This is a genomic window from Enterococcus avium ATCC 14025, from assembly GCF_000406965.1.
GTDB classification, from domain to species: Bacteria; Bacillota; Bacilli; order Lactobacillales; family Enterococcaceae; genus Enterococcus_A; species Enterococcus_A avium.
In genome coordinates, this window is the sequence record NZ_KE136366.1 from 134,260 (window position 1) to 160,816 (window position 26,557).

General features: G+C 41.1%; 26 protein-coding genes. 24 read left to right on the forward strand and 2 right to left on the reverse strand.

The window, feature by feature from the left end; translation table 11 throughout:
• Window positions 1–9: 9 nt before the first annotated feature.
• The 8 genes from OMU_RS18110 to OMU_RS18145 all read left to right on the forward strand — a co-directional run bounded on the left by OMU_RS18110 (window position 10) and on the right by OMU_RS18145 (window position 10,474).
• Complete coding sequence (locus tag OMU_RS18110; RefSeq protein ID WP_016181307.1) at window positions 10–2,397, forward strand: DEAD/DEAH box helicase family protein; 2,388 nt, start codon at window positions 10–12, stop codon at window positions 2,395–2,397.
• A gap of 178 nt (window positions 2,398–2,575) precedes the next feature.
• Window positions 2,576–4,300 (forward strand): phospho-sugar mutase, encoded by a 1,725-nt coding sequence (locus OMU_RS18115; RefSeq protein ID WP_016181308.1) that lies wholly within the window; start codon window positions 2,576–2,578, stop codon window positions 4,298–4,300.
• A gap of 18 nt (window positions 4,301–4,318) precedes the next feature.
• Window positions 4,319–4,606: an ArsR/SmtB family transcription factor gene (locus tag OMU_RS18120; protein ID WP_016181309.1), complete on the forward strand. Its 288-nt coding sequence runs from the start codon at window positions 4,319–4,321 to the stop codon at window positions 4,604–4,606.
• Between the two features lie 126 nt (window positions 4,607–4,732).
• The gene (locus OMU_RS18125; protein WP_016181310.1) at window positions 4,733–6,022 is read left to right on the forward strand and encodes a homoserine dehydrogenase; all 1,290 of its coding nucleotides are present in this window, start codon (window positions 4,733–4,735) and stop codon (window positions 6,020–6,022) included.
• Between the two features lie 2 nt (window positions 6,023–6,024).
• Window positions 6,025–7,083, forward strand: coding sequence for a threonine synthase (thrC, locus tag OMU_RS18130; protein WP_016181311.1), 1,059 nt, complete (start codon window positions 6,025–6,027; stop codon window positions 7,081–7,083).
• Complete coding sequence (thrB, locus tag OMU_RS18135) at window positions 7,080–7,943, forward strand: homoserine kinase (protein WP_016181312.1); 864 nt, start codon at window positions 7,080–7,082, stop codon at window positions 7,941–7,943. The genes thrC and thrB overlap by 4 nt, the downstream gene beginning before the upstream one ends.
• Window positions 7,944–8,269: 326 nt before the next feature.
• Complete coding sequence (locus tag OMU_RS18140) at window positions 8,270–9,541, forward strand: O-acetylhomoserine aminocarboxypropyltransferase/cysteine synthase family protein (RefSeq protein ID WP_016181313.1); 1,272 nt, start codon at window positions 8,270–8,272, stop codon at window positions 9,539–9,541.
• Window positions 9,542–9,544: 3 nt separating this feature from the next.
• Window positions 9,545–10,474, forward strand: coding sequence for a homoserine O-succinyltransferase (locus OMU_RS18145; protein WP_016181314.1), 930 nt, complete (start codon window positions 9,545–9,547; stop codon window positions 10,472–10,474).
• Between the two features lie 2 nt (window positions 10,475–10,476).
• Here the strand turns inward: OMU_RS18145 and OMU_RS18150 are convergent, their stop codons facing one another.
• Window positions 10,477–11,331, reverse strand: coding sequence for a pyruvate, water dikinase regulatory protein (locus OMU_RS18150; RefSeq protein ID WP_016181315.1), 855 nt, complete (start codon window positions 11,329–11,331; stop codon window positions 10,477–10,479).
• Between the two features lie 85 nt (window positions 11,332–11,416).
• Here OMU_RS18150 and OMU_RS18155 point away from each other — a divergent pair, with 85 nt between their 5' ends.
• The 9 genes from OMU_RS18155 (at window position 11,417) to recO (ending at window position 19,072) form a co-directional block, all read left to right on the forward strand.
• Entirely contained in the window at window positions 11,417–11,854 is a 438-nt protein-coding gene (locus tag OMU_RS18155; RefSeq protein WP_016181316.1) for a Fur family transcriptional regulator, read from the forward strand.
• A 138-nt stretch (window positions 11,855–11,992) separates the two neighbouring features.
• Window positions 11,993–12,169, forward strand: coding sequence for a 30S ribosomal protein S21 (gene rpsU, locus OMU_RS18160; RefSeq protein ID WP_002356740.1), 177 nt, complete (start codon window positions 11,993–11,995; stop codon window positions 12,167–12,169).
• Between the two features lie 21 nt (window positions 12,170–12,190).
• Window positions 12,191–12,637: a GatB/YqeY domain-containing protein gene (locus OMU_RS18165; protein WP_016181317.1), complete on the forward strand. Its 447-nt coding sequence runs from the start codon at window positions 12,191–12,193 to the stop codon at window positions 12,635–12,637.
• Window positions 12,638–13,252: 615 nt separating this feature from the next.
• Window positions 13,253–14,173, forward strand: coding sequence for a PhoH family protein (locus OMU_RS18170; protein ID WP_048718175.1), 921 nt, complete (start codon window positions 13,253–13,255; stop codon window positions 14,171–14,173).
• A gap of 15 nt (window positions 14,174–14,188) precedes the next feature.
• On the forward strand, window positions 14,189–16,393 hold the full coding sequence (locus OMU_RS18175) for an HD family phosphohydrolase (protein WP_016181319.1): 2,205 nt from the start codon (window positions 14,189–14,191) through the stop codon (window positions 16,391–16,393).
• Complete coding sequence (gene ybeY / locus OMU_RS18180; RefSeq protein WP_016181320.1) at window positions 16,393–16,866, forward strand: rRNA maturation RNase YbeY; 474 nt, start codon at window positions 16,393–16,395, stop codon at window positions 16,864–16,866. The genes OMU_RS18175 and ybeY overlap by 1 nt, the downstream gene beginning before the upstream one ends.
• Window positions 16,844–17,248, forward strand: a complete 405-nt coding sequence (locus OMU_RS18185) for a diacylglycerol kinase family protein (protein WP_016181321.1) — start codon at window positions 16,844–16,846, stop codon at window positions 17,246–17,248. The genes ybeY and OMU_RS18185 overlap by 23 nt, the downstream gene beginning before the upstream one ends.
• Before the next feature lie 29 nt (window positions 17,249–17,277).
• Window positions 17,278–18,177 carry a GTPase Era gene (gene era / locus OMU_RS18190; protein ID WP_016181322.1) on the forward strand — a complete coding sequence of 300 codons (900 nt, stop codon included), beginning with the start codon at window positions 17,278–17,280 and terminating at the stop codon, window positions 18,175–18,177.
• Between the two features lie 115 nt (window positions 18,178–18,292).
• Window positions 18,293–19,072, forward strand: a complete 780-nt coding sequence (recO, locus tag OMU_RS18195; protein ID WP_016181323.1) for a DNA repair protein RecO — start codon at window positions 18,293–18,295, stop codon at window positions 19,070–19,072.
• A 27-nt stretch (window positions 19,073–19,099) separates the two neighbouring features.
• Here recO and OMU_RS18200 read toward each other — a convergent pair whose 3' ends face one another.
• The gene (locus OMU_RS18200; RefSeq protein WP_248620891.1) at window positions 19,100–19,492 is read right to left on the reverse strand and encodes a hypothetical protein; all 393 of its coding nucleotides are present in this window, start codon (window positions 19,490–19,492) and stop codon (window positions 19,100–19,102) included.
• Window positions 19,493–19,953: 461 nt separating this feature from the next.
• Here OMU_RS18200 and hisG point away from each other — a divergent pair, with 461 nt between their 5' ends.
• From hisG to hisF, 7 genes are read left to right on the forward strand one after another with little or no spacing between them, the layout of a single operon-like run.
• Entirely contained in the window at window positions 19,954–21,513 is a 1,560-nt protein-coding gene (gene hisG / locus OMU_RS18205; protein WP_016181325.1) for an ATP phosphoribosyltransferase, read from the forward strand.
• The gene (hisD, locus tag OMU_RS18210; RefSeq protein ID WP_016181326.1) at window positions 21,510–22,784 is read left to right on the forward strand and encodes a histidinol dehydrogenase; all 1,275 of its coding nucleotides are present in this window, start codon (window positions 21,510–21,512) and stop codon (window positions 22,782–22,784) included. Before hisG ends, hisD begins: the two co-directional genes overlap by 4 nt.
• Window positions 22,785–22,786: 2 nt before the next feature.
• Window positions 22,787–23,845, forward strand: coding sequence for a histidinol-phosphate transaminase (gene hisC, locus OMU_RS18215; RefSeq protein WP_016181327.1), 1,059 nt, complete (start codon window positions 22,787–22,789; stop codon window positions 23,843–23,845).
• The gene (gene hisB / locus OMU_RS18220) at window positions 23,842–24,435 is read left to right on the forward strand and encodes an imidazoleglycerol-phosphate dehydratase HisB (protein ID WP_016181328.1); all 594 of its coding nucleotides are present in this window, start codon (window positions 23,842–23,844) and stop codon (window positions 24,433–24,435) included. Before hisC ends, hisB begins: the two co-directional genes overlap by 4 nt.
• Window positions 24,436–24,446: 11 nt before the next feature.
• Complete coding sequence (gene hisH, locus OMU_RS18225) at window positions 24,447–25,073, forward strand: imidazole glycerol phosphate synthase subunit HisH (RefSeq protein WP_016181329.1); 627 nt, start codon at window positions 24,447–24,449, stop codon at window positions 25,071–25,073.
• On the forward strand, window positions 25,070–25,792 hold the full coding sequence (gene hisA, locus OMU_RS18230) for a 1-(5-phosphoribosyl)-5-[(5-phosphoribosylamino)methylideneamino]imidazole-4-carboxamide isomerase (RefSeq protein ID WP_016181330.1): 723 nt from the start codon (window positions 25,070–25,072) through the stop codon (window positions 25,790–25,792). Before hisH ends, hisA begins: the two co-directional genes overlap by 4 nt.
• On the forward strand, window positions 25,789–26,547 hold the full coding sequence (gene hisF, locus OMU_RS18235; RefSeq protein ID WP_016181331.1) for an imidazole glycerol phosphate synthase subunit HisF: 759 nt from the start codon (window positions 25,789–25,791) through the stop codon (window positions 26,545–26,547). The genes hisA and hisF overlap by 4 nt, the downstream gene beginning before the upstream one ends.
• Window positions 26,548–26,557: the final 10 nt, after the last annotated feature.

The window sequence follows — 26,557 nt, forward strand, 5'->3', positions numbered from 1 at the left end:
GGGAACCAATTGTCAGCTATCAAACTACGAGCGTACCAGCAGCGAGTCATCGATCAATTAGCTAGTTATTTGGATAATGACAGTATCCATATTGTTGCTCCGCCGGGATCAGGGAAGACGATTTTAGGAATGGCGCTTGTTGAGAAGATTCAGCGAAAAACATTGATCCTTGTTCCTTCAATCCTGTTGAAAAAGCAGTGGATTGAAGTGATTCAGCATTACTATCCGCAATGGGAAATTTCCGAGGAACTGCTTCAACCTGCAAATATAACAGTTACTACGTATCAATACTTGTACAGTAAGAGGAAAGAATTAGACAATCACTTTACTGAACATGGGATTGGTTTTCTAGTGCTGGACGAATCCCACCACTTAAAGAAAAACTGGTCAGATTTGCTGCTGGACTTAAAAGAAAAAGCTACTGAGCTGCAAACGTTAGCCTTAACGGCAACACCTCCTTTTGACGCGAATCAAAAAGAATGGGGCAACTATATTCGGCTGACCGGTGCTATCGATGAAGAAATTACTGTCTCCGAATTGATTAACGAGGCGGTTCTTGCTCCATATCAAGACTATGTTTACTTAGCACCAGTCACGAAGGAATCACAGAAACAATTTACCGAATTCTTAAATGAGCAAAATCAAATCGTATCGCATCTTTGCAGTCAACCAGAAGTGACGGATTACCTCTTGGCTCAAGAATTCATTCAGCAGCCGTTAAATCAAACAGAATTTATCTATCAGAATTTTGACAGCTATTTAAGCTGTTTACTTTATTTGAATGAACAGCAGTATCAGTTCAGCGACGATCATTGGCAGGTTCTGGGTATAAAACGAAATAAAATAAAAATTCCGCAGCAAACAAGAAAAAGTATTATTGATTTGTATCAGTATCTTTTTCAAGTTGTTCCACAATTGGAAATATTTCGCTATCTTTCAAAGAAGGGCTGGTTATATGAGGACAAGCTCCGACTTTTTCCAGATTTCGAAATAAACAATCAAGCAAATATACCGTTAATGAAAGAGGCCATCGAGCATATTGTGGTAAAGGAGGAAAGCTATCTAGGGAATGAACTGCGGTGTGTACTGCTGTTTGATTATATCAAGCAGGAGGTTTTAGCCGGAAAAGAGGACTATTTAGAGTATGGTGTTGTGCCTACCTTCTTATCATTGAAGGAACTGATTCGGCCTGAAACATCTCTGGCTGTCGTTTGCGGCGAATTTCTGATTGTCAGTCAAAAAATATTTCAAACTCATTTTCAAACTTACGCAGAATTTCGCAGAGAGAAAAAGCTGGCTGGTTATATCTACTTAGCGATGACGGATAAAAAACGCAGTGAGCTGTTAGCGTTGACTACGCAGCTTTTGGATTCAAGCGAGATCAATCTATTGATCGGGACGGTCAGCTTGTTAGGCGAGGGCTGGAATTGTCCCGCCGTTAACACGATTATTATGGGAAATGCGGCCGGCTCGTATGTTCAAACTCAACAGATTCGCGGTAGAGGATTGCGGTGTTCCGGGGATGAGAAGCTGACCAATATCTGGCATATTGCTTCGATTTATCCGAATATTCCAGTGACAGAGCAGCCGCTTTTTGCTGCTATTTTGAAGCGTTTATCATTTATCGAAGGCTTGAATCTGATGGATGAACCTGTGATCTCAACTGGCAGAGAACGGTTTGAATTACCTGATATCCTAGATCTGAGGACAATCGCCGGCTATACTCAAAATAATCTTTATCGCGCGAAAGAACGGAAGCAGCATTTTATGCTTTGGGAGACGGCTTTAAAGCAGGGGACCCATTTGGCAATGCCTCTGTTCATTCGAAGCCGGCCTAAAGAAACGGAAGTACATTTAGAGTCGAATGCCTTTAAACTTGATAATGTGGATCAGCTCAATCTTATTCAAGCATTCCTGCAAGGAGCGTTAAATATCTACTTTAAGGAAAGAAAAAGGAAAAAGCATTGGCATAAGGCTTGTCAGGTTCGGCAGAAACTAGTTCAAACGCTCTATCAGTTACTGCTAAATGAGGGTGTACTCTCAGAAAGCATCCCATTAGTCATTGATTGGAATAATCATTCTTTTTCTTGTGAAATTGTCGCGAGTTATCATCAGGAAAAACTTTTCAATGAGCTGATTTGTGAGTTATTAGGAGAGATTCATTCACCACGATATCTGCTAAAAATTAAACAGGATTATTTTGTGATACCTGGTCGTTATAGCAAAAATAAAAAAGCGGTGCTAATTTTTTTGACCGCAATTAAACAACAAGGATTAACGGCCGACTTTTTTTATACGAAGAATATTTCTGGACGTAAACAGCTGATTAAGGCACGATTGAATTCACTACAAGCTTCCGATACGCTGGATATTAACGAACGAAAAATTTGGCAATAATAACTTGAAATTACTATGGCAGTCAGGATCACTGTATTAAATCAGGTCGGATCTTCATTTATGTAAAAAATAGCGCGACTTTTTATTGCATGTTGAATAAGATACAAGTTTGCTTTGCTGAATATAACAGTAATGGTATACTTAAATGGTAAGAAAAATTTTGAAAGAGGTGCGTTTCATGTCTTGGGAACAAGTTTATGAACAATGGATTGATTCAGATAAATTAGATGAAAAAATGCGTAAAGAATTACAAGACTTAGGCAAAGACCGAGAGTTGAAAAAAGATGCGTTTTATAAACAACTAGAATTTGGAACAGCAGGCATGCGAGGTGTCTTAGGTCCTGGTGTCAATCGAATGAATATTTTCACTATTCGTCAAGCAACTGAAGGCTTGGCTCGTTTCATGGATACGCAAGATCCCGAAACGAAACGTCGCGGTGTGGCGATTGCTTATGATTCACGCCACATGTCACCAGAATTTGCAATGGAAGCCGCTAAAACATTAGCAAAGCATGATATTCCTTCCTTTGTATTTGAGAGCTTACGCCCCACACCAGAATTATCGTTTGCCGTTCGTTTTGAAAATGCCTTCACCGGCATTATGATCACGGCATCCCACAATCCAGCTGAATATAATGGCTACAAAGTTTACGGCGAAGATGGTGGACAAATGCCGCCAGAAGATGCAGATGCATTGACAAAATTTGTTCGTGACGTAGAAAATCCATTAGAAGTTGAAGTGCTATCTGATGATGAAGTTAAACACAGCGGTTTAATCAATATTATTGGTGATGAAGTCGATTCAGAGTATTTGAGAAAAATCAAATCGGTGACCATCAATCAAGAACTGATCAATGAAATGGGTAAAGAGTTAAAATTGGTTTACACACCATTACATGGAACAGGGAAAATGCTAGGTGAAAAGGCTCTAAAACAAGCTGGTTTCGAAAAATTTGTTTTAGTTCCTGAACAAGCAATCGCTGATCCAAATTTCTCAACAGTTAAATCACCAAATCCTGAAGAACACTCTGCCTTTGAATATGCGATCAAGCTAGGTGAGCAAGAAGGAGCAGACCTGTTAATTGCGACGGACCCTGATGCCGATCGTCTTGGTGCGGCTGTTCGTTTGCCAGATGGACGATATGAAGTGTTGACTGGAAATCAAATCGGGGCTATCATGATTCGTTACATCTTGGAAGCTCATAAGCAAGCAGGAACTTTACCAGACAATGCAGTCGTACTTAAATCAATCGTATCAAGTGAATTAGCAACAACGATCGCAGATGCCTACAATGTAAAAATGGTTGATGTTTTAACCGGCTTTAAATTTATTGCTGAAAAAATCCAACAATATGAAGATGACCATTCACAAACCTTTATGTTTGGTTTTGAAGAAAGCTATGGCTATTTGATTAAATCCTTTGTACGTGACAAAGATGCGATCCAAGCGTTAGTCTTGTTAGCAGAAGTGGCCGCTTACTACAAAAAACAAGGCAAGACGCTATACGATGGCTTGCAAGATATTTTTGAAGAGTATGGCTACTATGCTGAAAAAACTATCTCAGTGACCTTGAGCGGTGCTGAAGGGGCCGAACAGATCAAAACGATCATGGGCAATCTGCGTAACGAAGCACCAAAAGCTTTTGCGGATGTTGCAGTAACAATGACAGAAGATTTCAAAACTTCGAAATCAATTGATGCCAATGGGGATGAAACAGCGATCGACATGCCTGCTTCAGATGTCTTGAAGTATACTTTGGCAGATGAAACATGGATTGCCGTTCGTCCTTCTGGAACAGAACCAAAAATCAAGTTCTACATCGGTGTAAAAGGAGATTCCCATGATGCGGCTGCTGAAAAGATTGCCGCATATGAAGAAGCGATCCGTAAAATCGCCGAATAGAGTAAATGAGGGCTGTAAATGAAGGAACAAGAAGAAGTTCGAGCGGTCAGTCAATTTTTTAAAATTTTGAGTGATCCTACACGATTAAAAATATTAATGTTTCTAAAAGAGGGCGAGCGCAATGTCTCATCTATCAGTGATACGCTGAAGATGGAGCAATCCGCGGTTTCTCATCAACTAAAATTATTGCGTGACAATCGCTTAGTCAAAGCACGTCGTGATGGAAAGGCCATGCTTTATAGTTTAGATGATCAGCATGTCCTGGATGTTTTAGAGCAGACCTTTCGCCACGTTACGCATCAATAAAAAGAGCTTTTCCAAATTTTTTGGAAAAGCTCTTTTTTTTTACAGAAATTTTGTTATACTGATAGCTAACTATTAGAATACGATGAAATTACTTTTAATATGAATGTAATTTAACGGAGGCGGATTATGGAAAAAGCAGTCAAGGTAGGTCTATTAGGTTTAGGTGTAGTTGGTACCGGTGTCCTAGAAATTTTGGCAGATCACAAAGATAAAATCGAAAAAAGTATTGGCGGCCCCTTGGTTGTAACAAAAGCCTTGATCCGTCCAGAAGAAGATAAATCTGCTTTAGCAGAAAAATATCAATTGGAATTGGTTACTGAATTGGACGCAATTTTAAATGATCCAGAGATCGCTATTGTAGTAGAGGTGATGGGACGGATCGAACCAGCCAAGACCTTTATCAAAAAAGCACTTATGGCTGGTAAAAATGTTGTCACTGCGAATAAGGATTTATTAGCACAGCACGGGACTGAGTTAGTTAATCTGGCGCGTGAGCAGCAGCGAAATTTGTATTATGAAGCTAGCGTTGCTGGTGGTATTCCGATCTTACGAACGATCGCTAACAGCTTAGCAGCAGATGATATTACCGAAGTTCTTGGAATCGTCAATGGAACAACCAATTATATGCTGACTAAGATGGTTCAAGAGCATCGAACATATGATGAGACCTTGAAAGAAGCTCAAGAACTAGGCTTTGCGGAAAGTGATCCAACCAATGATGTGGACGGGATCGATGCCGCATATAAAATGGTTATTCTAAGCAAATTTGCTTTTGGAATGTCGATCACAATGGATCAAGTCAAGATCAAAGGTATTCGCGGATTGGCAGCAGAGGATGTGTCGATTGCCGATCAGCTAGGCTACACCGTGAAATTAATCGGCTCGACCATCAAAAATGACGATACGATTTCGGTGGAGGTTGGTCCGGTCTTAGTGCCGCATGAACACCCGCTGGCTTCAATCCATAATGAAATGAACGCTGTTTTTGTTAAAAGTTCAGGAATTGGCGAATCAATGTACTATGGTCCGGGAGCTGGTGCACGCCCAACGGCTACCAGTATCGTGGCGGATTTGATGACGATCGTTAATAAGATGAAGAAAAATACTGTTGGTCATCGCTTTACTGGCTATACCCAACCAACCAAAATTACTTCACCAGATGAAAACATCAGCAAGTACTTCTTATCATTAGAAATGCCTGACGAGCCTGGTCAATTTTTGAAGCTGGCTGAGATCATGACTGAAACAAAAGTAGGGTTCGAACAAGTTGTCCAAGAAAAAGGCGATGGTGAAAATGCTCGTGTAGTCTTGATTACACACGAGACATCAGAAACGAAGATGGGAACAATTCAACAGGAAATCAAAGAAAAAACGAGTTACAAATTACTGTCATTGATGAAAGTTATGGGGGAATAAACATGTACGAAGGTCTATTGAAACAATATAAAGAGTATTTGCCAATCACTGATAAGACACCTCAGATCGCATTGGCTGAAGGAAATACACCACTGATTCCTTTGAAAAATCTATCAAAAGAATTAGGGATTACGCTTTATGGGAAATATGAAGGCTTAAATCCGACAGGTTCTTTTAAGGATCGAGGAATGGTGATGGCTGTGGCTAAAGCCGTGGAAGATGGTGCAAAAGCAATCATTTGTGCCTCAACTGGTAATACGAGTGCCGCCGCCGCTGCCTATGCAACACGTGCAGGCATCAAGGCGTATGTTGTGATTCCAGATGGGAAGATCGCAATGGGTAAATTGGCTCAAGCGATTGCTTATGGAGCAGATATTATTTCGATCCCCGGAAACTTTGATGAAGCCCTTAAAGCAGTTCGTGATATTGCGGAAACAGAAGCGGTTGCTTTAGTGAATTCAGTGAATCCTTATCGTTTAGAAGGACAAAAAACAGCGGCGTTTGAAATTTGCGAACAATTGGAAAAAGCGCCAGATGTATTGGCAATTCCTGTTGGGAACGCCGGAAATATTTCTGCCTATTGGAAAGGCTTCAAAGAATGGCATGAGCAAAAAGGCACAGAATTGCCACGGATGCACGGTTTCGAAGCAGAAGGTGCTGCGGCAATTGTCCAAGGAAAAGTCATTGAACAACCAGAAACAGTAGCAACAGCGATTCGGATCGGTAATCCTGCTAGCTGGAAATTAGCTGAAGAGGCTCGCGATGAATCAAATGGCTATATTGATTCTGTAACTGATGAAGAAATCTTAAATGCATATCGCAAAGTGGCTTCTCAAGAAGGTGTTTTTGTTGAACCAGGTTCAGCAGCATCATTGGCTGGTGTGATTCAGCATGTGGAAAATGGTCGGATCAAGCCAGGTGAAACCGTCGTAACGGTCTTTACTGGAAATGGGTTAAAAGATCCAGATACAGCGATCAACGAAACAGACATCAAAATCAATAAGATGAGTGATTTGGAGGATATGCGCCGACACTTACGTGAAGGAGTGGCTGCTCTATGAAAATCCGCGTCCCAGCAACCAGCGCCAATTTAGGGCCCGGCTTTGATTCGTGTGGGATCGCGTTGTCTCAATATTTGACGATCGATATCGGTTCGGAAACTAAAAGATGGCAGATCAAGCATCAGTTGGGCAGCAGCATCCCTTCGGATGAAAAAAATCTATTGATTCAAACGGCATTAGATTTGGCACCTAATTTGAAACCGCATGAACTCACGATGACTTCAGACATTCCAATCGCTCGTGGATTAGGCAGCAGCTCTTCTGTTGTCGTAGCGGGAATTGAATTGGCCAATCGTTTAGGAAATCTAGGAATGACGCCACAGCAGAAAGTGACCTACGCAACCAAGATCGAAGGCCATCCTGATAACGTGGCCCCAGCAATCTGTGGAGATTTTGTGGTAGCGAGCTATAATAACAATGAAGTAAATTTTGTGAAGCATACGTTTCCTGATTGCGATGTGATTGCCTTTATCCCGAATCATGAGTTGCTGACTTCAGAAAGTCGTTCGGTTTTACCAAAAGAGTTATCCTATCAGGATGCGGTCAAAGCCAGCTCGATTGGCAACGTAATGATTGCGGCAGTTTTGAATGGTAATTTGCCGCTAGCTGGGAAAATGATGGAAAAAGATATCTTACACGAAAGTCATCGCCAGCACCTTGTTCCGCATTTGAAAAAAATTCGAGAATTTTGCAAAGCTTATGGCGGTTATGGCAGCTTTTTAAGTGGCGCAGGTCCAACTGTTTTAGTATTGACCCCGCCTGAAAATACTGAAAAATTAGTCACGGCCTTGAAAGCCTTCGATCATGAAGCGTTGATTGATGTGCTTTCTGTTGAAAAAGAGGGCGTCCAAATATTTTAATTGCGTAGAAGAGAAGAGTACAACGAATCGGACTTGACAGAGAGCTTCGGTAATTGAGAAGAAGCAGCAGCGATTTGTTAGAAGATGGCCTCGGAGCAATTGTCAGTGAGACACGGGAATGCCCGTTACAGCAGTTCGCAGCAATGCGACTAAAGATCAGTCTTGTGAGAGGCTGATAAATTAAGGTGGTACCACGGCACTCCCGTCCTTTCAGCTATGAAAAGACGGGAGTGTTTTTTATATTACGAAAACAATTGAAAATGACAGGTATGAGAAAAATTATGAGCAACAATCGTGTTCAAAAAAAGCTAGTAGGAGGAATAATGATGGAATTTGAAACAAAGTGTTTACATGCAGGGTATCAGCCGGAAAATGGAGAACCACGAGTATTACCGATCGTTCAAAGTACGACCTATGCCTATGACTCGACAGAGGAAATTGGAAAGCTTTTTGATTTGGAGGCGGCGGGGTATTTTTATACACGTTTGGCAAATCCAACGACTGGTGCAGTAGAAGAGAAAATCGCGGCACTAGAAGGCGGTGTAGGAGCATTGTGTACATCATCCGGGCAAGCAGCCACCTTTTATGCGGTACTGAATATTTTAGAGGCTGGAGATCACATGATTTCTTCTAGCTATATTTATGGCGGGACCTACAATCTATTTGCTCATACCCTTAGAAAAATGGGAATTGAAGTGACATTTGTCGATCAAGATGCCTCAAAAGAGGAATTGTTGAAAGCGGCGAAACCAAATACGAAAGCCATTTTTGGCGAAACAATCGCTAATCCCGCGGTGAAGGTGTTGGATCAAGAAAAATTTGCATCTGTAGCAAAAGAGTTGGATATTCCTTTTCTTATCGATAATACGTTTGCGACTCCATACTTTTGTCGACCATTCGAGTTTGGCGCAGATATCGTGATTCATAGTACGACCAAGTATTTAGATGGTCATGCAGTGCAGACAGGCGGTGTCATCGTTGATGGCGGGAAATTTAATTGGAATAATGGCAAATTTCCTCAGCTCTCAGAGCCTGACGAAACGTATCATGGCATCGTTTATACAGAGAAATTTGGCCAAGCGGCGTATATCACCAAAGCACGTGTGCAATTAATGCGAGATTTAGGGGCTACACCTTCCCCGCAAAATTCATTCTTGCTTAATTTGGGGATGGAGACATTACCGGTTCGGATGGATCGCCATTTTGAAAATGCAGTGACAATAGCGAAATACTTAACTGAGCAAAAAGCGATCAAACACGTGTATTATCCTGGCTTAGAAAGTGATGAAAACTACAATTTAGCGCAAAAATATGTGCCAAATGGCCTTTGCGGTGTCATTTCTGTTGAATTCGCAGAAGGAAAAGAACAGGCGGCCAAGTGGTTAGACGCATTGGAACTTGTTTCATTAGAAGTTCACGTGGCGGATATTCGTACGTGTGCGTTGCATCCTGCAACCTCGACGCACCGCCAACTGACTGATGAAGAGCTGCAGCAGGCAGGAATTTCACCAGGGCTAGTTCGTTTATCTTGCGGAATCGAAAATGTGAACGATCTCCTTGCTGATTTGCAACAGGCCTTTGATAAATTGGAGGGATAACTCATGCCGATTCGCTTAGAGCCTGATTTTCCGGCAAAGTCTGTTTTAGAATCTGAAGATATTTTTGCGATTGATAATTCACGTGCGGAGCAACAGGATATTCGACCGCTAAAACTATTGATTTTAAATTTGATGCCGAATAAAATCGACACAGAAATTCATCTGCTGCGTTTGATTAGCCAAAGTCCTTTGCAGATTGATGTAGATTTCTTAAAAGTAGCTAGCCATGAGCATAAGCATACAAGTAAGAATCATTTAGATAAGTTTTATTTGGATTTTTCACAGGTAAAAGAGACTTGTTATGACGGCTTGATCATTACTGGAGCACCAGTGGAGCAGTTGGCCTTTGAGGAAGTCGATTATTGGCCGGAGTTAGTAGAAATCATGGAGTGGAGCCAAACGTCAGTTACTTCTGTTGTTCACATTTGCTGGGGAGCACAAGCAGGCCTGTATTATCATTTTGGAGTTGATAAGGTTCCTTTTGAAAAAAAATTATTTGGTATCTATAAACAAGATATAGAGCATCAATTCCGATTGTTTAGAGGCTTTGATGATCGTTTTTGGATGCCTCAGTCACGATATACGGGAATCAATGAAGAGCAAGTGCGTCAAGCAAAAATCAAAGTGATTGCTAAGGATGAGGAAGAACGGTCCGCGATCTTAATCTCAGAAGATGAGCACGATGTCTTTTTGATGGGACACTTTGAATATGCGACAGATACTTTAGAAAAAGAATATTTGCGTGATCATGAACGGGGAATCAATACGGCGAAGCCAGCGAATTACTATGAAGACGGGAAAATTTACAATTATTGGCGTGCGCAGGCACATTTGTTTTATCATAATTGGCTGAATGACGTTTATCAAATAACACCTTATCGCTTAGAAGAGATTCGTGAATTACAAAAAGAAAGAAAACTGAGATCGATTTGATCTCAGTTTTCTTCTTCCATAAAGTAGTAGCTATGGTCTTCTAAATCCAAGGCGCTCATGATCATCGCTGCCGTTTCCTCGATCGAAAGTGTGGCAACGTTAATAATCTCGCAGCCTAACTTGTGATAAAGCTCATTGGCGAATTTCAGCTCTGCTTGAATCTTTTCGCGATCGGAATAGGCCGTTTCAGGATTCAATCCGTAAGCTCGCATCCGTTCTTTACGGATACCAATCAATACTTCAGGATCGTTGGTCAGTCCAACGATTTTTTTCGGATCGATCTCAAATAGCTGTTTAGGAATATGTGCTTGTGGAATTAACGGTAGGTTAGCAACTTTTAAATTTTTATTAGCCAAATAAAGACTTAGCGGTGTTTTTGAAGTTCTTGAAACGCCAAGTAACACAACATCAGCCTCTAAGAAGCCGCGGGGATCTTTTCCGTCGTCATATTTAACCGCAAACTCCATGGCCTTAATTCGTTTGAAATAATTTTCGTTCAAGTGATGAAGTGCACCACGTTCGCCAGTAGGCTCTAAATGAGCGCGTCGTCCAATTTCGCTCACAACCGGATTCAACAAGTCCATCGTAAAGACGTCTTCGTTGTCACAAAATTCTTTAGCAATTTTAGATAATTTTGGATCAATCAATGTATAGATGATCATGCCGTTTTCGGCCTTAGCATCGTTTAAAGCTTTCATCAATAATTCTTCCGTGTGTACAAAGGTCCGGCGGAAGAGACAGAATTCTACGGTAGGATACTGCGCCATTGAAGCTTGTGCTAGTTTCGATGCAGTTTCTCCCGCAGAATCGGAGATGATGAAAATAGTGACTAACTCGTTTTGTTTTTCGCTATCCATAAAGAAAATCTCCCTTGCAATCAGTAATAATTTATTATACCATACACTTTATTCGGAATCATTACACTTTGAAATGAGGGATAACATGACACAAACGACGTTATTAGAAAAAGCTCTGACGAAGGTCAAAGAAAATGGCTTCAAGTATACTAAAAAACGTGAAACTCTCTTAGACTACCTGATCAAATCCAACCGCTATGTTTCCGCCCGTGAGGTTTACAATCATATGAATGGTCAATTTCCAGGATTGAGCTATGATACTGTGTATCGCAACCTAAGAGAATTTTGTGAGATTGGATTGATTGAAGATACCGAATTGCAGGGAGAGATGAAATTCCGCTTTAGCTGCAGTGAAAATTTTGAACACCATCACCATTTTATTTGTACAGTTTGCGGAGAAACGAAGGAGATTCATATGTGTCCCATGAACTTCTTTAAAGAACAGCTAGATGGCTGCGAAATCGAAGGTCATCGCTTTGAGCTCTTTGGACGCTGTGCAAAATGTCAAAAAGTTAATGGATAAATTAAGAATTTAAATTCTTCAGTACCTTGACTCAAAATAGCCCATTGGATATAATGACTTATGGACGGTCTTGTTTATTGAAAGCATATTTCAATAACAAAAACGGTTACATTTCAAGCCCGGAGGGAGGGAATTTATATGTCAAAAACAGTGGTTCGTAAAAATGAATCTCTTGACGATGCTCTTCGTCGCTTCAAACGTTCCGTTTCAAAAGCAGGGACTCTGCAAGAATCTCGCAAACGTGAATTTTATGAAAAGCCAAGCGTGAAACGTAAGAAAAAATCAGAAGCAGCTAGAAAACGTAAGAAATTCTAGTCTGTCAACGGAGTGATTCTATTGTCACTACTTACTACCTTGAATGAAGACATGAAGCAAGCGATGCGAGTAAAAGATAAAGAGACTTTGCAAGTGATCCGGATGCTTAAAGCTTCGATTCAAAATGAACAGATTAAAAAAGGTCAGGACTTAAATGACGAAGAAGAATTGACTGTCTTATCTCGCGAGATGAAACAGCGTCGAGATTCTCTAACGGAGTTTGAAAAAGCTGATCGCACCGATTTGGCTGATAAGGTCAAAAAGGAAATCGTAATTGTTGAAAAATATTTGCCGGCTCAACTTTCTGAAGATGAGATCCGTGCGATTGTTACAGAAGCAATTGCAACAACAGGAGCGACTTCACCAAAGGAATTTGGGAAAGTAATGGGTGCAGTGATGCCGAAAGTCAAAGGCAAAGCCGATGGCAATCAAGTCAACGCAATCGTCAAGGAGCTTCTGAATAAATAAGCAATAATGAAAGCCGAGAGATTTTTCTCTCGGCTTTTTTTGCGAGTTCAACTTTTCGCAGTTTGTTAAAGTACGAGATGAATGATATGGTCTCGGCTAATTAATATTACGTGAGGTTTAGTTGAATCGTATGCGTGGCAAAAATAAACTTCCATTAACTGAGCTAGCTGTCAGTCACGCTTTTCGCAGTTTATAAAAATAGGGCCGGAGCTGTAGTTACAAATTTACAGAAGTATATTGATCAAGCTGTTTAGCGTGATGATATGCGTACGAAAATAAGCTCATTTTTCCCGGTTTTTGGAAAAATGACTTCATAGATAGACAGTTAGCTATGAGTTATGCTTTAGTCCGAGCTGCTGTTAAAAATTGTGAGATTAAATAATAAGATAGGCAAAGTAGTATTGTATGCACAAGATAATCTTTAAAATAGACTCGTGATTTCATCTTAATCAAACTCAGGTATAGCTAATATTTAAGCGAAAGCTTAGACAATTTTTCTTTTATTTAGAGTGTGGTATTATAAGAAGGAATGATTTATGAAGGGATGAGCGCTTGTTGAATAGCAACGATTTTGAGTCGTTAGAAATAAAGCTTGATGGAAAAGATGACATCAGTATGCTTTTAGGTACCCACGATAAACATGTTAAATTTTTAGAAGAAAATACAGAGACGACCATCAATACTCGCGGCGAAATGATTCAGATCATTGGACCAAAGGAAGAGGCAAAATTAGTAGGAGATATCATTCGCACCTTGCAGATTTTGATCGATCGCGGGATTAAAGTCGCGACACCAGATGTCATGACCGCATTGCGTTTAGGACGTGAGAATCATCTGGATGAGTTCGTTATGATGTACGAAGAGGAATTATTGAAGGACCGTAATGGGAAACCCATTCGTCCTAAAAATATTGGACAGAGCCGTTATATAGCAGCAATACGTAAATCGGATGTTGTTTTTGGTGTGGGACCAGCAGGGACTGGTAAAACTTATTTAGCAATCGTTATGGCAATTGCTGCACTGAAAAAAGGGGAAGTACAACGAATTATTTTGACCCGCCCGGCAGTAGAAGCCGGCGAAAGTCTAGGATTTTTGCCAGGTGATTTGAAGGAAAAGGTTGACCCTTACTTACGTCCGATGTATGATGCCTTGCATCAAATTTTTGGTATGGAACATACGAACCGCTTATTGGAACGCGGAGTGATTGAGATCGCCCCGCTTGCTTATATGCGTGGTCGGACGTTAGATGATGCCTTTGTCATTTTAGATGAAGCTCAGAACACGACGATTTCGCAAATGAAGATGTTTTTAACGCGCCTTGGGTTTAATTCTAAAATGATCGTCAATGGCGACACTTCTCAGGTAGATCTGCCGAAAGGGCAGGTCAGCGGTTTGATTCATGCCGAAAGAACCTTGAAGGGAATCAAAAAAATCCGCTTTGTGAACTTTGAAGCTGGTGATGTTGTAAGGCATCCTGTAGTTGCAGAAATTATCGAAGCTTATGAACAAGAGAACCTACGACACCAAGAAAAGTAGTCAGGAGGGAATTGGATGTTAAATCGACCCATCAATAACTTGCTGAAAAAGTTAGGTTCAAATTTTATACCAATCATTTTAGGCGCTTTTTCGACTATATTAGTATTAACGATGCTTACGAGCGTCATTCAAAAAAGTGTAGATTATAAAGAAGGTCAAGTGGCTACAGAAAGTATTCGAGCTAATAAAACCATTGAAAATAAAGCCGAAACGGACCAAAAGCGTCAATTGGCCGCTGAAGCAGTCACGCCAGAATATACATATCAAGCTGACTTGGCGCAAACACAGCATGATCGTATCAATCAATTAATCTCATTGATTCAAAAGGCGAATACTGAATTAGATAAAAATTATCAGACGAAGGTTTCACAAGCTAAAGATGGAGAAAAAGTTCCCCAACCGACAGTGGATGAGCGTGTAGCAGCGGTAAAAAAGAATTTTGAAGGTTTAGATCAGGATACAGTCACTTTCTATCAACAGCTGCCAGAAGAATTTTATCAAGCCGTTGTCCAACTAAGTGCTGCTGATTTGACGAAAGTTGGAACAGAAAGTCTGAAACTGTTAGATGAACAAATGACAAAACGCATTCGTCAAAGCGATCTTGCTGAATACAAACAGCAGGCCATTGATAAGATCCAAAGTTTAGGATTGTCAGAAGAATCTAATCAAGCAATGCGTTACTTATTAGAAGCAGGGATTGTTATCAATGATTCCTTAAATCAAAAGCGGACGGATGAATTGAAAGAGCAAGCCAGTGATTCAGTTCAACCTGTAATGATTTATCAAGGTGAAGTCATTGTTCGTGAAGGCAGTCAAATTGATGCAAATGCGATTAATAAGTTGAAACTATTAGGCTTGACTAGCTCCAGTACATCTATTTTCCCATTGATTGCAATGGTTTTATCCGCAATATTACAAGGTGTTTTGTTATGGTTTTATAGCCGTCAGTTTGAAGTTGAGTTTCAACGTGTCCGCTTCATTTTATTCTATAGCGCGACGATGACGATTGGCGTTTTTATCATGAAGATACTGCAATCTTTTCAAGGAGGCACTTCGAATAATCTAGCGTTGTTCTTCCCAGCAGCCTTCATTCCACTGATTCTGACGGTCTTTGTTAATCGACGAGCAGGGGCTTTGTCCGCAGTTTTTCAGACCGTTTTTGCACTGTTTATTTACTACAATGCCATCGGTACGAATATGCTGCCCGTCATTTTAATGACGTACCTTTTCTCAGGTACATTGGCTGTTATGGTAAAACAAAGACGCTTATCTGATCAAGTGAAGCAAGCAATGCTTTGGATCGTGGCCTTTCCAGTTGCCTGGTCGATCATTTTAAGTATCTATCAAGGAATGTCCTTTACTGATTCGCAAACCTGGGGACTGCTGCTAGGTGCTTTTGCCGCCAGCATTTTATCCTTTATTATGGGAATGGGACTTCAACCGTATATCGAAATCTTAGTGACAGATAGCGGTGTAATTACCTTAAATGAATTAAGTAATCCGAACCATCCGTTGCTAAAAGAACTGCTGGAGAAGGCTCCCGGAACCTATCATCACTCAATGATGGTGGCTAATCTGAGTGCTAATGCTGTGGCAGAAATCGGCGGTCGTTCGTTGTTGACGCGAGTAGCCTGCTACTATCACGATATTGGTAAAATTCGTCATGCAAATTTCTTTGTAGAAAATTTACCGACTGGGGCAGAGAATCCGCATAACTTCCTGCTGCCGGAAGATAGCAAACAAATTATTTTCGGTCATGTGATTGAAGGGGCGAAAATTCTGAAGGAATATAAGATGCCGCAAATGGTGATTGATATTTGTAATCAGCATCATGGAACAACCTTGATGAAATTCTTCTATTTTAAAGCCAAGGAGCGCAACCCTGAAGTAACAGAAGCAGACTTCCGTTATCCAGGACCTAGGCCACAGACTCGCGAAGCTGGGGTTGTAAACATCGCGGATAGCTGTGAGGCGGCGGTCAGAGCGATGGATCATCCTTCGATTGATAAGATTACGGAGTTTGTGCATAATCTGATTGAGGAACGAATCAATGATGGTCAGCTAGACGATTCCGGATTGACGTTGAAAGAGATTCGTATCGTTGAAAAATCATTGATTAGCGGTTTAAGCTCAACCTTCCATTCACGCATCAAATATCCGAGAATGCAATCAGAGGCGGAGAAAATGAAAGAAGAGCAAGAGAAAAAAGGGGAAGAGTAATGGATATTACGTTTATTGACGAAACAGAGCAGGTCTCTGAAGAAAAAATTCAAGAAATCGATGGCGTATTACAGTTTGCGGCTGACTATTTGAAGCTGCCGAAGGATACGGAAATGTCTGTTACTTTTATGGATAATGCAGCGATCCAAGTCATCAATCGTGATTATCGCGGCAAGGACGCACCGACTGACGTCATCAGCTTTGCGCTGGAAGAAGAAGGTGAAGATGAGATTCCGATCATCATGGACGAGGAAGATCCGATGCCGCGGAATTTAGGCGACATCATGATTTCTACGGAACGTGCCACAGAACAGGCAGAGGAGTATGGGCATAGCTTTGATCGCGAACTGGGATTTCTAGCTGTACATGGTTTTTTGCATATCAATGGGTACGACCATATGACTCCTGAGGACGAAAAAGAGATGTTTGGTCTGCAGAAAGAGATATTAGATGCCTATGGACTTAAAAGATAAAACAGAGAAAAACAAACATTTTATCACCTCGTTAGAATTTGCGATTCAAGGGATCAAGACAGTCTTTCAAGAGGAACGCAATATGCGTGCTCACGTGGTTTTTGGCCTGATGGCGATTCTGGTAGCATTTTTATTAGGAGTCTCTGTGCTAGAATGGCTTTGGATTTTTTTAGCCGTCTTTCTCGTTTGGATTGTGGAGATTATCAACACGGTTTTTGAGAATGTGGTAGACATGGTAACCGATTGCCATTTTCATCCAATCGGCAAGAAAATCAAAGATATGGCTGCCGGAGCTGTTTTAGTGACGTCAGTGTTTGCCATAATCGTTGGTGTGATTATCTTTTTACCAAAAATTATTGAGCTTTTTCTTTCGGGAAATTGAGTATTTAAGGTTCAGAAAGGAACTTTTACATGTCAGAACATAAATCAGGGTTTGTGGCGATTGTTGGTCGACCAAATGTTGGTAAATCAACATTACTAAATCGCATCGTAGGTCAAAAAATCGCGATTATGAGCGATAAGGCACAAACCACTAGAAATAAAATTCAAGGTGTTTATACAACACCGGAAGCACAAATAGTTTTTATCGATACGCCAGGTATTCATAAACCGAAGCATCGCTTAGGCGATTACATGGTAGAGATGGCCTATAGCGCTTTGCGTGAAGTGGATGCCATCATTTTCATGGTTAGTGCAGATCAAAAACGTGGACGCGGTGATGACTTCATTTTGGAACGATTAAGCAAACAGGAAGTGCCTGTTTACTTGGTCATCAATAAAATTGATACGATCCATCCAGACGAGTTATTGACGATCATTGATGACTATCGGACAATCATGGAGTTTAAAGAAATCATCCCTATTTCGGCGACAGAAGGCAACAATGTCGAGCATTTGCTAGATGTTTTAGTCGATCAAATGGATGAAGGTCCACAATATTTCCCAGACGATCAAATTACCGATCACCCAGAATATTTTATCGTTTCTGAACTGATTCGTGAAAAAGTATTGAGCTTAACGCGTGATGAAGTTCCGCATTCAGTGGCTGTCGTGACGGAATCAATGAAACGGGATGAGAATGACAAGGTTCATATCCAAGCGACGATCATTGTCGAACGGACAAGCCAAAAGGGTATCATTATCGGAAAAGGCGGGAAGATGCTGAAAAATATCGGTACACAAGCCCGCAAGGATATTGAGACGCTTTTAGCTGACAAGGTATACTTAGAGCTTTGGGTTAAAGTCCAAAAGGATTGGCGCGATAAACAAACTTATCTCCAAGACTACGGTTACCGTAAAGACGACTATTAATAAACAAAGCTTCACGATTTCTTCGTGGAGCTTTTGTTAGCTCTGCTTTTCGCAGGATGTTTAGATAGACTTTTGTTAAACTGAGTTAGATGTTATCGAAGAGAGGTGCGTATGGATGGCGCAGGTTGGTGAAACCAAAGGCATCATTTTATTTAGTCGGGATTATAAAGAAAAAGACAAGCTAATCAAGATCTTCACGGAATCGGCTGGGAAGGTCATGTTTTTTGCAAAGGGAATTCATCGTGCGAACAACCCCTTGCAAACAGCGGTTCAGCCTTTTACTGAAGCGGTATTTATCGGGAATTTGAAAACGGATGGCCTTTCTTTCTTAAATAGTGCCAAAGATATCCATCCTATGCGAAAGCTTCAAGAGGATATTTTTTTGAATGCTTATGGTTCCTATATCTTAGGTTTAACGGATGCAGCGATTGAAGATCATGTGTATGATCCGGCTTTGTACGGGTTCACTCGAGAAGCATTGCAGCGAATGGATGAAGGTGCAGATGGTGAGACGATCATGAATATTTTTGAAGTTCAAATCATGCAGCGCTTCGGAGTTTCGCTTAATTGGCAGGCTTGTGGAGTGTGCGGAAAGAAAACCGGCGCCTTCGATTTCTCCTCGAAGTACAATGGGATTCTTTGCCAAGATCACTGGCATTTAGATCAGCATCGTTATCATGCTGACCCACGAGCAATCTATTTTATCCGCTTGTTTAACAGTGTAACCTATGAAAATATCAATACGATCAATCTAAAGCCGGAGACAAAAAAAGCGATCCGCCAAACACTGGATCAATTATACGAAGAATATATTGGCCTGCATTTGAAGAGTAAAAAGTTTATTGATCAAATGGGCGAATGGCAAGATGTATTAATACCTAAAGACGCAGAATAAGCTGTAGAACCTATTCAGGACTACGGCTTATTTTTTTGTCTTTAACTGTTTACAGAAGAACAGCCAAATCAGACTGCCGGTGAAGGACAAGAAAAGATAAAGAAAAATCATCTGTCCATTTGGTTGGTTCTGATAAATGATTACCGAAGCAAATGTACCGATGAACAGAAAGTAAACGAAATAAAAGAAAGTCCGGATTTTATCAGATAAAGAGGTTCTGGTTTCAATGAAGTAGGAAGCGATTAAGAATAAGGTAACAGTGAGTATGTTAAATAAGGGTTTAATAGACCAGCCATTTGTATACAGCTCATGTGACCAATCGGATAACAGTCCACCTACGAGCAAAACGAGAAATACGAAATACAAATTCGTTTTTCTTGATTTTCGGGTATTACTCATCATTAGAAATCTCCAGATCATTTTTATGCTCACCTAGTTTTCCCACATTTTTCATTCCTTTAGTTTTCTAACTTTCTCGTTAAGAAAAGTATATCAGAAAAGTTTGCTGAAAAAATCAAATCTTTTATTTCTTACTCTGCAAAATGTTCGCTCATTCACAGATTACCATTGCTAATTTATGGCAAAACGATTAATATTGTTAGAAAACACTAAGGATATATCAGATAAACTAAGAATACGTGTCGAGCTGGTATGCGAGATGAAAATCAACTTCATTTTTTATGAACTTGAAAAAATGATTACATAAATTGACTTAGGATGCCAGTTCAGCTTTTCGCAGAGTGTGGCATCTGGTCTGAATACAACAAAGTAGGGCAAAATAAAGCTCGAACTGTTTAGCTGAATGGTATACGGTAGGAAAATCAAACTTAATTTTCTGCAAAGAAAATTAAATACATAAAAATGACTTAGGAGTGATAAGTGTGGAAGAATTATGGGAAGTATTAAGACCCGAAGAGCAAATCGAATTGAAATTAAGAAAGTTATATACTCAGCATCATTTTCAACCTTATCACTTAAACAACTTTGAAGAATATGGTGACTATCAGCAAAATTACAATTTTTTGCGAAATTCCTCCATCATTACTTTTACTGGAAACGACGGTCGGACAATGGCATTGAAGCCGGATGTGACGTTGTCAATTGCTAAAAATACACCAGATGGCGAAGCACGAAAGGTCTATTATGTAGAAGATGTCTATCGCCATGATCGTCAGGCAGGCGAGTACCAGAAAATTTATCAGATCGGTCTAGAAATCATTGATGAAATTACTTGGGATGATCAGCTGGAAATGTTAAAGCTTGCTTGGGAAAGTTTGGCACAAGTTGGTGAAGGAACACTAGATCTTTCACATATGGGAATCATCAATGGGATTTGTGATCGTTTTTCAATTGAGGATCGCCAAAAGGTCTTGGATTGCCTGCGAGATAAAAGTTCTCATGGCATGGATGAATTGACAACCAAAGCAGGATTATCAAAAGAAGAAGCGGACAACTTAGCCAAATTGGTTCGTTTATCAGGAGATTTTGAAACAAAATATCAGCGTGCCAAAGTTTTGTTGGCGTCTTATCCTGAAGCGCAGGCTGGATTAGAAGAATTGAAACAATTATACAAAGCATTGCAGAAAGAAGACTTATCAGAGAAAATTCGTCTGCGATTAGATTTTTCGATCATGAATGATGCGGATTATTATAGTGGATTGTTGTTCCAAGGCTTCATTAAAGAAGCGCGGGAAACAATTTTATATGGCGGACGTTACGACCGTTTAATGAGTCGTCAAGGAAAGCGTCAAGGTGCGATTGGCTTTGGATTAAAGCTGAATCATGTCGGGCAAAAACTACCATCGGATAATCAAAGTTCAGAGTACTTGAATGTAGCTCTGCCTAAGGGGCGAATGGGAGATGCGGTGTATGATCTGTTCACCAAGGCCGGAGTGGCAGCTGAAGGTGTCTTTGAAGACAATCGCAAACTGATTTTTTGTGATGAGGTTAATAAATTACGTTTCTTTTTAGTGAAGCCTAGTGACGTAGCAATCTATGTGGAGCACGGAGCAGCGGACATCGGCGTGGTAGGAAAAGATATTCTATTAGAAAACAAAGCAGACGTTATTGAATTTTTGGATTTACATATGGGTGTCTGCCGATTAGCGGTTGCTGCGCATAATGATTTCGAAGAAGATTTTTCACGTCCGTTACGTGTATCAACAAAATATCCGACCATCACTCGTGAGTATTATGAAGGGATTGGGCGGTCTGTAGAATTGATTCATTTACACGGTTCGATCGAATTAGCTCCATTATTAGGGTTATCCGACGTGATTGTCGATATTGTCGAAACAGGCACGACCTTAAAAGAAAATGATTTGAAGGTGATTCAAGACATTGCGCCATCTTCTGCTCGGTTGATCATTAACAACGCGACATGGCGCTTTAAGCAAGAACGAATCCAAAAAGTGATCGAGAAGGTGAGGAAGCAACTATGAGAGTGTATTCAACTCAAACGGATCAATTAGCCGATATCTTAGCACGAAAGTATTCTGAGACTGCGGATGTATCTGAGGTGGTCAAAAAAATTATAGAACGCGTACAACAAGATGGAGATCAAGCCCTTTATCAATTAATCAAAGAAATCGATCATGTCACTTTGGATACATTAGCAGTCAGTGAAAGCGAGATCGAAGCAGCCTTAAAGGGAGTATCGCCAGAATTATTAAAGGTGATGGAGCAGGCGAAAGAAAATATTCTATCCTTCCATCAAAAACAAGTACGACAAGGATTTGTTTCAACAGAACCAAATGGTGTTGTGATGGGGCAGCGGATCATTCCTTTAGCACGTGTCGGAGTCTATGTACCTGGTGGAACGGCGGCTTATCCCAGTACCGTCTTGATGGATGTCCTACCGGCTAAGATCGCTGGTGTGAAGAAAATTGTCACGATGACCCCAACAGATAGTGAAGGAAATGTTCCAGCAGCTATCTTAGCGGCTGCTTCTATTGCTGGAGTAGATGAAATTTACAAAGTAGGTGGAGCACATGGTGTAGCGGCACTTGCGTATGGCACAGAGACGATTCCGAAGGTAGATAAGATTGTGGGACCGGGAAATATTTATGTTGCCACGGCCAAGCGCATGGTTTATGGCGAAGTTGATATTGATATGATCGCCGGACCGAGTGACGTGTTGATCGTTGCTGATCATAGCGCAAATCCTCGCTGGATTGCAGCCGATCTTTTAGCGCAGGCGGAGCATGATACACTAGCACAAGCAATTCTGGTAACGACAGAAGAGACACTGATTGAAAAAGTTCAATCAGAATTAGAGCAGCAATTAGCGGTATTGCCGCGTAAAGAAATCGCTGGAGCAGCTATCGAGAATACAGGGAAAATTATTTTAGTAAAAGATTTGGAAGAAGCGATCTCTATCGCTAACCAAATCGCGCCGGAGCATTTGGAACTATCTGTATCAGAGCCGTTTGCTTTGTTAGGAAGGGTTGAAAATGCCGGAAGCGTCTTTTTAGGTCATCACACTCCAGAGGTTTTAGGGGATTACTTTGCGGGACCGAACCATACCTTACCGACAGAAGGAACAGCTCGGTTTTATTCGCCATTATCGGTGGATGATTTTATAAAGAAGAGCAGCTACCTGTATTATACCGAAGAGGCTATGAAAGAAGCAGCCTCTGCAGTTGAACTATTCGCGGAGACTGAAGATTTAATCGGCCATGCGCGATCCATGAAAGTGCGAAGAGGTGAATAGGCATGACATTTTTAAATCAAAAATATCAGGATCTTACTCCATATACACCAGGAGAACAAGTAAACGAGGGAGAATTCATTAAATTAAACACAAATGAAAGTCCTTATCCGCCGGCCCCCAGCGTGGAATCAGCAGTTGCTGAGGTGTCACAAAGCTTAAACCGTTACTCAAATATTACCGTCGAAGCTGTAGCAAAACCGTTAGCACAGCATTTAGGTGTGAAGCAGGAGCAGCTTTTCCTTGGTAATGGTAGTGATGAGGTGCTCTCGTATATTTTTCAAGGCTTCACTGAAGAAGGCATCGCTTTTCCAGATGTGACCTATGGTTTTTATCAGGTATATAGCGCTCTTTATAAAGTTGATTCAACCGTTGTTCCGTTGAATAATGATTTCACGCTAGAGCTCAAGGAATACGATGCGTTGGCCGGCACAGTGATTTTTGCCAATCCCAATGCGCCAACAGGCATCTATTTGTCACAAGCAGAAATCTGCGCCTTTTTAGAGCGTCATCCAGATCGCTTAGTTGTTGTGGATGAGGCGTATATTGATTTTAGCGGAGCTTCAATGGTGACTTTGATTGAAAAATATCAGAATTTATTTGTGGTAGGAACCTTCTCAAAATCCCGTCAATTGGCGGGAGCACGTTTAGGCTTTGGCGTTGGGAATACGGATTTGATAGCAGATATGAATCGCTTACGTTTCAGTTTAAATCCTTACAATATCAATAGCTTAACTCAAGCAGCTGGCGGCGCAGTTTTACAGGAGCAGGAATACGTAGATCAAAAAATTCAAGAAACAATTCAGGTTCGAGAATGGAGCAAGCAGGCGCTGACAAAGCTTGGCTTTGAACAAACAGATAGTCAGGGAAACTTCTTGTTTGCAAAACATCCGCAAATTACTGGAGAAAAATTATTCGAGGCTTTGCGAGAAAAGAAAATTTTAGTGCGCTGGTTTAATCAGCCGCGTACAAAGGATTATTTAAGGATCACTGTGGGAACCCAGGAGCAAATGGAGCAGCTAGTTAAAGTATTATCAACAATACTAGAAGAGGTGAAAGCATGAGAAAAGCAGAAGTGACACGTAATACATCTGAAACAAAGATTCAACTGGCTCTGACGGTTGATGGTACAGGACAACAAACGATCAAAACAGGTGTGGGCTTTTTAGATCATATGTTGGAATTATTTGTTCGCCATGGACGCTTTGATCTGGAACTGGTATGTGATGGTGATATTGAGGTTGATGCTCACCACACGACTGAGGATGTGGCGATCGCGATAGGTCGAGCTTTTTCTGAAAGTCTTGGCGAACGTCGAGGCATCAAACGTTATGGCAGTATGCTATTACCGATGGATGAAGCTTTAGTGATGTCAGCGATTGATATCAGCGGACGTGGGATGGCTGTGGTCGAGCTGGATATTCCCAGCGAAAAAATCGGTTCGCAATTTGATACTGAGTTAGTTGAGGAATTCTTTATCGCTTTTGCCCGAGAACTAGGTGCGACGATTCATCTGCACCAAATTGCTGGTAAGAATAGCCACCACATCGTGGAAGCCTGTTTCAAAGGTTTTGGAAGAGCGTTAGGTGATGCGGTAGCAATCAATCAATTAGCACCAGATGAGATTCCATCAACAAAAGGAACGATCAATTAAGGGGGAAGCCTATGCTAGCAATTATTGATTATGGTGTCGGCAATCTCTTTAGTTTGTCGCGCTCATTGGAGTATTTGGGAGTAGAATGTCAGATTACACGTTCATTAAATGAATTGAAAGCGGCTGATCGAATCATTTTACCGGGGGTTGGAGCATTTGGCGATGCACGAAAAAAACTAGAAGAATTGTCTTTAGTTGAGCCGATTCAGGAGCTGGCAGCTTCTGGCAAGCCATTTCTTGGGATTTGCTTAGGGATGCAGCTCTTATTTGATAAAAGTGAAGAGTTTGGAGAGCATCCTGGTTTAGGCTTGATTCCTGGGCGAATTGTCTCAATGCGTGAAGCATTTGATCAAATGGATATCGATCTAAAAGTTCCACAGATTGGTTGGAACAAGCTAGATATACGAAATACAGAGTGTCCGTTGGTTAAATCATTGGGTGCTAATGATTTTGTCTATTATGTTCATAGCTACTTTGCAACGGATTGTCAAGAGCATCTGATCGCCGACAGCGAATACGGACTCTCTATCCCAGGGATCGTACAAAATAAAAATGTCTTCGGTACCCAATTCCACCCAGAAAAAAGTGGAGGAGTCGGCTTGAATATTCTAAAGGCATTTACGGAGGTACCGGTATGAAAATTTTCCCAGCAATTGATCTTTTGGATGAGAAAGTTGTGCGCTTATATCAAGGTGATTATCAGCAAAAAGAGGTATTTGGCGATGATCCAGTGGCTTTTGCTCAATCTTTTGAAAAAGCGGGTGCTAAGTATCTGCATCTTGTTGATTTGGACGGCGCTAAGGCCGGAAAGCTGCACTATTTTGGAATCGCTAAAAAAATCGTTGAAAACACAAATTTATTTGTAGAAGTTGGTGGAGGAATCCGTGACGAGGAAACTATTGAGCATTGTTTGTCCGCAGGTGTCAACCGAGTGATTCTTGGTACGATCGCGCAAAAGGACCCCGATTTCACTCAAGAGATGCTGAAAAAGTACGGAAGTAAAATCGCGATCGGTGTCGATGCGAAAGATGAAAAGGTCGCAGTCGAAGGCTGGCTGGAAAAAACGGAGACAGATGCGTTTGAATTTTGTCAGCAACTTGTTGAATGGGGCGCTGAAACGATTATCTTTACTGAAATCTCTCGTGATGGTACTGGTGAGGGAATCAATCTGCCATTATATGAAAAGCTCAATCAGTTGAATATCGAAATTGTGGCTTCTGGCGGTGTCGCATCACTAAAGGATATTGAAGGCTTGAAGCAGTTGGGAATTTCCAGTGCGATTGTCGGAAAATCACTATACAATGGTAGCTTAAAGCTAGAGGATGTTTTAGCAGTCGGTGAGGAGGATGACCAATGATCGCAAAGAGAATCGTACCATGTTTAGATGTTCGAGATGGGCGTGTGGTTAAAGGTGTGAATTTTGCTGGTTTGCAAGATGTCAATGATCCCGTGACTTTAGCTCGTTTTTACAATGAACAAGGAGCAGATGAGCTGGTTTTTTATGATATTACAGCTTCAGCAGAGGAACGCGGCTTGTTCACTGATATTTTAAAAGGTGTCGCTTCAGAAGTTTTTATCCCTCTAACTGTTGGCGGTGGAATTAATGAGGTATCTGACTTTGAACGGGTCTTGAATTGCGGCGCGGATAAGGTCAGCGTTAATTCAGGCGCGATTCGACGTCCGCAGCTGATTGAAGAAGGTGCAAAACGCTACGGCAGTCAGTGCGTCGTCTTATCTGTGGATATTCGACGCGTTGGCGATCAATGGCATATTTTTGCTAAGGGCGGTCGAGAAGATACGGGATTAGAGGCCTTAGACTGGATTCGTCAGGGTGAGCAGTTAGGCGCGGGGGAATTAGTCATCAACAGTATGGATACCGATGGTGTGAAGCAGGGATTTGATTTGGAGTTGTTGCAAGCCGTTAGTGAAATCACAGCATTACCAATCGTGGCTTCTGGTGGTGCCGGAAAAAGTGAAGATTTTATTGAGTTATTTCAGTTGCCAAAAATTGAGGCGGGGCTTGCTGCATCGATTTTCCATTATGGCGAAGTAAAAATTCCAGATTTGAAAAAACAATTGATGGCGGCAGATATTCCTGTCCGGATCGTTTAGGGGGCATATG